General features: G+C 65.2%; 8 protein-coding genes. 3 read left to right on the forward strand and 5 right to left on the reverse strand.

Annotated elements, in window-relative coordinates:
* The 5 genes from RMO40_RS00845 to RMO40_RS00865 form a co-directional block, all read right to left on the reverse strand.
* Positions 1-395 (reverse strand): dihydrodipicolinate synthase family protein (locus RMO40_RS00845; protein WP_309715023.1); only part of this gene is annotated, 395 nt, incomplete at its 3' end.
* A complete protein-coding gene (locus RMO40_RS00850) occupies positions 392-982 on the reverse strand; it encodes a methyltransferase domain-containing protein (protein ID WP_309715026.1) in 591 nt (196 codons plus the stop codon). The genes RMO40_RS00845 and RMO40_RS00850, both read right to left, overlap by 4 nt.
* Positions 979-1785 (reverse strand): SDR family oxidoreductase, encoded by an 807-nt coding sequence (locus RMO40_RS00855; RefSeq protein ID WP_309715028.1) that lies wholly within the window; start codon positions 1783-1785, stop codon positions 979-981. Before RMO40_RS00855 ends, RMO40_RS00850 begins: the two co-directional genes overlap by 4 nt.
* A gap of 1 nt (position 1786) precedes the next feature.
* Positions 1787-1909, reverse strand: a complete 123-nt coding sequence (locus RMO40_RS00860; protein WP_309715030.1) for a hypothetical protein — start codon at positions 1907-1909, stop codon at positions 1787-1789.
* A 1-nt stretch (position 1910) separates the two neighbouring features.
* Positions 1911-3131 (reverse strand): MFS transporter, encoded by a 1221-nt coding sequence (locus tag RMO40_RS00865; RefSeq protein ID WP_309715032.1) that lies wholly within the window; start codon positions 3129-3131, stop codon positions 1911-1913.
* 82 nt (positions 3132-3213) lie between these two features.
* Between RMO40_RS00865 and RMO40_RS00870 the strand changes: the two genes are divergently transcribed.
* From RMO40_RS00870 to RMO40_RS00880, 3 genes are all read left to right on the forward strand, one after another.
* Positions 3214-5187: a DNA topoisomerase IV subunit B gene (locus tag RMO40_RS00870; protein WP_309715034.1), complete on the forward strand. Its 1974-nt coding sequence runs from the start codon at positions 3214-3216 to the stop codon at positions 5185-5187.
* Positions 5184-5867 carry a transglycosylase SLT domain-containing protein gene (locus RMO40_RS00875; RefSeq protein WP_309715036.1) on the forward strand — a complete coding sequence of 228 codons (684 nt, stop codon included), beginning with the start codon at positions 5184-5186 and terminating at the stop codon, positions 5865-5867. The genes RMO40_RS00870 and RMO40_RS00875 overlap by 4 nt, the downstream gene beginning before the upstream one ends.
* Before the next feature lie 19 nt (positions 5868-5886).
* Positions 5887-7351: DNA topoisomerase (ATP-hydrolyzing) (locus RMO40_RS00880; RefSeq protein WP_309715038.1), on the forward strand; the 1465-nt coding region annotated here is incomplete at its 3' end.

Genomic DNA, 7351 nt, shown 5'->3' on the forward strand with positions numbered 1-7351 from the left:
ATCGGCACGTCGACCGCTTCGGCTATGGCCTTGAAGTGGGCGTAGATGCCTTCTTGCGAGGGCTTGTTGTAGTAGGGCACGACCGACAGCGTGCAATCGGCGCCGACCTTTTTGGCGTAGCGCGACAGCTCGATGGCCTCACGTGTGGAGTTGCCGCCGGTGCCGGCCATCACGGGCACCCGCCCGCGCGCCTGCTCCACCGCGACGCGGATGATTTCGCAGTGCTCTTCGACCGACACCGTGGGCGACTCGCCGGTGGTGCCGACCACACCGATGCAGTCGGTGCCCTCGGCGATGTGCCAATCGATCAGGCGACGCAGCGCGTCATAGTCGACGCTGCCGTCTTCGTGCATCGGCGTGATCAGCGCCACGATGCTGCCAACAATGGGATTCATGCGGGTTCCTCGGAATCCGAAGATTTTAGCCGCCCCGGGGTGCCTGCCCCAGAGGCCAGGTTGAAGCGGGGCCGGGTCGTGAGATTGGCCCGCGGTTTCACCGCTGTGATGCGTTGCACATAGCGGGATGGAGTCTCGAGAAACCCGTTTTCGTAGGCCACGATCTCCAGACCCTGCGCGGCCCGCAGCAGTTCCCCGGGTTGCAGGAGAAAGTCGGGGTTCGAGGGTTTGCCGACCGCCTGGTTGCCGTCGGCGAAGGTTTCGTAGATCAACACGCCGCCCTCGGCCAGGCTGCCGACCAGGGTGGGCAACAGCGGGCGCCAGAGGTAATGGGTCACGACCACAGCATCGAAGGAGCGGCCGTGGAGTGGCCAGGGGCCGTTTTCGATGTCGGCGACCAGGATTTCGGCCACGCCGCGCATCGGTTCGACCGCAGCCGCATCGCGATCGATACCGGTCACCCGGCAGCCGCGTTCGGCGAACCACGCGATGTGCCGGCCGCCGCCGCAGGCCACGTCGAGCACGTTTGCCCCTTCAGGAACCAGGTGCGACCAGCGCTGGACCCATTCAGACGGCGGCGGCGTCATTGCGGGCGGGCGTGCTGGTTCAGGGCCTTCAAGGCCAGCTTGTCGACCACGCCCGGCGCCAGCAGCTTGAGCCAGCGGCCGAGCTTGCCCTTGGTCGTCATGACGATGTCGCGCTCACGGGCCTCGGTGCCGTCGATGATCAGCCGGGCGCAGGTCTCGATGCTCATCGCCCCTGTTTCATCAAGGCCGCTTTGGCCGGCGGCCTCGCCCTTGGCGTTGAAGCCGCGGTAGCGGATCTCGGTGGCCACCACGCCAGGGTAGGCGAGGGTGACGCTCACGCCGGCTGACAGCAACTCGACCCGCAGCGCCTCGAAGAAGCCCGTCATCGCGAACTTGGTGCCGCAGTAGGCCGTGCGCCCCGGCACACCCACCAGGCCGGCCAGGCTGGAGACACCGACGATGCGCCCGCGCGTGGCCTTGAGCTGAGGCAAGGCAGCATGGGTGCACCACACGCTGCCCCAGTGGTTGATGCGCATCAGCGTCTCGTACCAACCGAGGTCGGTGACGTCACTGAACAGCGCTTGCGCCGACATGCCGGCGTTGTTGACCAGGGTATCGATGCGGCCAAATGCCTGCATGGCTGCGTTGATCAGCGCGACACACTCGGCCTGCACGCCCACATCACACCGTTGCACGAGAACCTGGCTGCCGAAGGCGCGGCATTCGGTCGCCACCGCTTCGAGTTTCTCGACATTTCGAGCCGCCAGCACCAGTGCGGTATCAGCCTTGCCACGCCGCGCCCATTGGCGCGCCATCTCGGCGCCAATGCCTTCGGACGCGCCGGTGATCACGATGACGTTCATGTCAAAAGCAGTTCCAGAGTTGGTTCGCCAGTGTGAACGCCAGATCGGGCTGCAGGTAGGCGGCAAACACCAGCAACAGCGCGAGCGTCGCGACAGACCAGGCGGCGGCGTGGCGCAGCTTCATCTCAGGCCGCGCGGGGCGCCACGCGCGTGATCGGTGCTTCGCGCACCGGCAGGTTGACGAGGGCGGCAAAGACGCCCAGGCCCACCGCGATCCACCACACCACGTTGTAGCTGCCGGTGGCGTCGTATAGCTTGCCGCCCAGCCACACCCCGAGGAAAGAGCCGATCTGGTGGCTCAAAAATACAAACCCGCCCAACATCGACATGTATTGCACACCAAAGATCTGCGCAATCACCGCGTTGGTGGGCGGCACGGTCGACAGCCACAGGAAGCCCATCACCGACGAGAAGATGTACACGCTCCAGGGTGTGAGCGGCACGCTCAAGAACACCACGATCGCCACCGAGCGCAGCGCATAGATCGTCGAGAGGATGTACTTCTTGGGCATGCGCTCGCCCAAGGAACCCGCCGCATAAGTGCCGAACACATTGAACAGGCCGATCAGCGCGAGCGCCGTGGTGGCCACATTGGGCGTGAGCCCGTTGTCCTTGAGGTAGCTCGGCATGTGCACGCCGATGAACACCACCTGAAAACCGCAGACGAAGTAGCCCGCCATCAGCAGCTGGAAGCTCGGGTAGCCGAAGGCTTCGCGCACCGCGCTGCCGATGCTTTGCTGCAAGCCGCTGGCCTTGGGCGCGGCAGGCTCCTTCAGGCCGAAGGCGAGCGGCACGATGGCCAGCGCCAGGCAGCCGAGCAGAAAGAGTGCGTTTTGCCAGCCGAAGCTGCCGATCAGCCAGTTTTCCACCGGAACCATCAGGAACTGGCCGAACGATCCGGCGGCCGCTGCGACGCCCATGGCCCAGCTGCGCTTGTCGGGTGCGACGTTGCGGCCGATCACGCCATAGACCACGGCGTAGGTGGTGCCCGATTGCGCCAGGCCGAGGATCAGCCCCGCGCTGCCGGTGAACGCCAGGCCCGAGGTGGCCAGCGCCATCAGCACCAGCCCGGCGGCATAAAACAGGCTGCCGACGATGAGCACGCGAAACGCGCCGTATCGATCGGCCAGCATGCCTGCCACCGGCCCGGCGAGACCCCAGGCGAGGTTCTGGATGGCGAGTGCAAACGCAAAGGTTTCGCGCGACCAGCCACGGTCCATGGTGATGGGTTGCAGCCACAGGCCGAAGCCGTGGCGTATGCCCATGGACAGCGTGACGATCAAGGCGCCGCACAGCAGCACCTGTTTCATGGAGAGCTTCGCAGGCGCGGCGACGGTGGAGGTCATCGCGAGACTTTAACGACTTCGTTCTGCCGCCGTTTGTGCATCGACACGTCACCCTGAGTGATGTGCCTAGAATTCCCCGCATATGGCAACCACACCCAGCAACTCCTACGGCGAGTCTTCGATTCGCGTGCTCAAGGGGCTCGAGCCCGTCAAGCAGCGGCCGGGCATGTACACCCGCACCGACAACCCGCTGCACATCATTCAGGAAGTGATCGACAACGCAGCCGACGAAGCCCTGGCCGGCCACGGCAAGCGCATTGACGTGACGCTGCACGCCGACGGCTCGGTCAGCGTGCACGACGATGGCCGTGGCATTCCCTTCGGCCTGCACCCTGAAGAAAGGGTGTCGGTGGTCGAGATCGTGTTCACGCGGCTGCACGCCGGAGGCAAGTTCGACAAGGGTTCGGGCGGCGCTTACAGCTTCTCGGGCGGCCTGCACGGCGTGGGCGTGAGCGTGACCAACGCGCTGGCCAAGCGGCTCGAAGTGCAGGTGCACCGTGAGAACCAGGTCGCCAACATCGTGTTCTCGGGTGGCGACGTGATCGAGCCGCTGAAACTGCGCCGCGCCACCAACGCCGACCGCAAGACTGGCACCACGGTGCGCGCCTGGCCCGATGCCAAATACTTCGAGAGTGCCGACTTCCCCAAAGGCGACCTGACGCACCTGCTGCGCAGCAAGGCGGTGTTGATGCCCGGTGTGAGCGTGACGCTCACCACCGAGAAGACCGGCGAAGTGCTCAGCTGGATGTACAAGGGCGGCCTGCGCGACTACCTCATGCAGACGCTGAACCAGGACCCGGTGATTCCGCTCTTCGAAGGCGAACACTACGCTGACAAGGGAGAGACCGAAAACTTCGCCGAAGGCGAGGGCGCCGCGTGGTGCGTGGCCTTCACCGAAGACGGCTCGCCGATGCGCGAGAGCTACGTCAACCTGATCCCCACGGTGAACGGCGGCACGCACGAGTCGGGCTTGAAAGACGGTTTGTTCGGCGCGGTCAAAGGTTTCATCGACCTGCACAGCCTGCTGCCCAAGGGCGTGAAGCTGATGCCTGAAGACGTGTTCTCGCGCGCCAGCTTCGTGCTCAGCGCCAAGGTGCTCGACCCGCAGTTCCAGGGCCAGATCAAGGAGCGGCTCAACAGCCGCGATGCGCTGCGCCTGGTGTCGACCTACGTCAAACCCGCGCTGGAGCTGTGGCTCAACCAGCACGTGGATCTGGGCAAGAAGCTCGCCGAGCTCGTCATCAAACAAGCTCAGACGCGCCAGCGCGCCAGCCAGAAGGTCGAGAAGCGCAAGGGCTCGGGTGTGGCCGTGCTGCCGGGCAAGTTGACCGATTGCGAGAGCCGCGACCTGACGCTGAACGAGCTGTTCCTCGTCGAGGGCGACTCGGCCGGTGGCAGCGCCAAGATGGGCCGCGACAAGGAAACGCAGGCCATCTTGCCGCTGCGCGGCAAGGTGCTCAACGCCTGGGAGGTGGAGCGTGACCGCCTGTTTGCCAACAATGAAATCCACGACATCTCGGTGGCCATCGGCGTGGACCCGCATGGCCCGAATGACACGCCCGACCTGAGCGGCTTGCGCTACGGAAAGATCTGCATCCTGAGCGACGCTGACGTTGACGGCTCGCACATCCAGGTGCTGCTGCTCACGCTCTTTTTCCGCCATTTCCCCAAGCTGGTCGAGCGCGGAAACATCTACATCGCCAAGCCGCCGCTCTTCCGCGTGGACGCTCCGGCCCGCGGCAAAAAGCCGGCCGCCAAGATCTATGCGCTGGACGAAGGCGAGCTCACCGCTACGCTCGACAAGCTGCGCAAGGAAGGCGCCCGCGAAAACTCCTGGAGCATCAGCCGCTTCAAGGGCCTGGGAGAGATGAACGCCGAGCAGCTGTGGGACACCACGCTCAACCCCGACACGCGGCGCCTGCTGAAGGTCGGCTTCGGCCAGCTCGATTTCATCGCCACCACCGATTCGTTGACCAAGCTGATGGGCAAGGGCGAAGCACAAGCACGCCGCGACCTGATGGAGCTGCATGGCGATGACGTCGAGGTGGACGTGTGAAAGTCTGGCCGGTCTTGTTGCTGTGGGCGCCCTTGTGCGCGCAGGCTCAGGTGTGGGGCTATGTCGACGGTGCCGGTGTGGCTCACGTGGCGCCCACGCAGGTCGACTCGCGCTACCGCCTGGTGCTGGGCAATGCGGCCGGTGGTGAAACGCGCGTTCCGGGCAAGAGCGACGCTGCGGGCGGCCTGCTCACCTGGCTGGAGTTCGCGCCCGAGGTGAAGTCGCTGCAGGCGATTCTTCGCGAAGCGGCGAAAGCGCATGCGGTCGACATCGAGCTGCTCAAGGCCATCATCGCCGTTGAATCCGGTTTCGATGCCAAGGCGGTGTCGCCACGCGGCGCGGTGGGGCTGATGCAGATCATGCCGACGGGCCCGACCCCAGCGGCACGCCAGCTGGAGGCCGAACGCCTGCTCGATGCACGCCACAACATCTTGACCGGCGCGCGCATGCTGTCGCAGCTGATCAGGCGCTTTGGCCGGGTCGACGTGGCGCTCGCCGCGTGGAATGCGGGCCCGACCGCGGTGGTGAAAAGTGGCGGTGCGATGCCACCCTTTCCCGAGACCCAGGCCCATGTGCACCTGGTGCTCGAGTTGTATTGGGCGCTGCTGCAAAACACCATGCCGCGCCGCGCCAAAGAAATTCAAATGCATGGGGCGAGCGTGGCTTCAGCCCCCAACTGATGGACCTTTTCGGATCACGATGACCACTGAGACCCCTGACAGCGGCGACGCCATCACCCTGGCGCACTACGCCGAGCGTGCCTACCTTGAATACGCGCTGAGCGTGGTGAAGGGCCGCGCCTTGCCCGATGTGTGCGACGGCCAGAAGCCCGTGCAGCGGCGCATCTTGTTTGCGATGGAGCGGCTGGGCTTGAGCTTCACCGGCACCTCTGGCGCCAAGCCGATGAAGAGCGCGCGCATGGTGGGTGACGTGCTGGGCCGCTTCCACCCCCACGGCGATCAGTCGGTGTACGACGCCCTGGTGCGCATGGCGCAAGACTTCTCGCAGCGCTACCCGCTGATCGACGGCCAGGGCAACTTCGGCTCGCGTGACGGCGATGGCGCTGCGGCGATGCGTTACACCGAAGCGCGCCTGGCGCCCATCTCGCGCCTGCTGCTCGACGAGCTGGACGAAGGCACGGTTGACTTCACCCCCAACTACGACGGCTCGACCGAAGAGCCGAAGCTCTTGCCGGCGCGCTTGCCCTTCGTGTTGCTCAATGGCGCGAGTGGCATTGCCGTCGGCCTGGCCACCGAAATACCGTCGCACAACTTGCGCGAAGTGGCGGCCGCTGCGGTCGCTCTCATCCGCAACGACCGGCTGAGCGACGATGAGTTTGCGACGCTGATTCCCGGCCCCGACTACGCGGGCGGTGGCCAGATCATCAGCAGCGCTGAAGACATCCGCGCGGCGTACGCCACCGGCCGCGGCAGCTTGAAGGTGCGGGCGCGCTGGAAGATCGAAGAACTGGCGCGTGGGCAGTGGCAGCTGGTGGTCACCGAGCTGCCGCCGGGCGCCAGCTCGCAGCGTGTGCTGGAAGAGATCGAAGAACTCACCAACCCCAAGGTCAAGGCCGGCAAGAAGGCGCTGAGTGCCGAGCAGGTGCAGCTGAAAACCACCGTGCTCGCCGTGCTCGACGCCGTGCGCGACGAATCGAGCAAAGACGCTGCGGTGCGCCTGGTGTTCGAGCCCAAGACCAGCCGCATCGAACAGCAGGAGCTCATCACCACGCTGCTGGCCCACACCAGCCTGGAAAGCTCGGCGTCGATCAACCTCACGATGATCGGCGCCGATGGCCGGCCCACCCAGAAGAGCTTGCGCCAGATGCTCACCGAGTGGGTGGCCTTCCGTGCCGAGACGGTGCAGCGGCGCACACAACACCGGCTCGACAAGGTGCTGGCGCGCATCCACATCTTGGAGGGGCGGCAGCTGGTGCTGCTCAACATCGATGAAGTCATTCGCATTATTCGGCACTCTGACGAGCCGAAGCAGGCGCTGATCGACCGCTTCAAGCTGAGCCAGATCCAGGCCGAAGACATTCTTGACATCCGCCTGCGCCAACTGGCGCGGCTGGAAGGCATCAAGATCGAGCAAGACCTGAAGGAGCTTCGCATCGACCAGGCCAAGCTCGAAGACATCCTCAACAACCCCAGCTCGCTCAAGC

This window comes from Rhizobacter sp., from assembly GCF_031412075.1.
In the GTDB taxonomy this organism is placed as follows: domain Bacteria; phylum Pseudomonadota; class Gammaproteobacteria; order Burkholderiales; family Burkholderiaceae_C; genus Rhizobacter.

What these genes read in the sequence shown, in the direction of transcription:
- RMO40_RS00855 (WP_309715028.1), bottom strand. Translation starts at nt 1,785, where the DNA reads ATGAACGTCATCGTGATCACCGGCGCGTCCGAAGGCATTGGCGCCGAG.
- RMO40_RS00870 (WP_309715034.1), top strand. Translation starts at nt 3,214, where the DNA reads ATGGCAACCACACCCAGCAACTCCTACGGCGAGTCTTCGATTCGCGTG.
- RMO40_RS00860 (WP_309715030.1), bottom strand. Translation starts at nt 1,909, where the DNA reads ATGAAGCTGCGCCACGCCGCCGCCTGGTCTGTCGCGACGCTCGCGCTG.
- RMO40_RS00850 (WP_309715026.1), bottom strand. Translation starts at nt 982, where the DNA reads ATGACGCCGCCGCCGTCTGAATGGGTCCAGCGCTGGTCGCACCTGGTT.
- RMO40_RS00865 (WP_309715032.1), bottom strand. Translation starts at nt 3,131, where the DNA reads ATGACCTCCACCGTCGCCGCGCCTGCGAAGCTCTCCATGAAACAGGTG.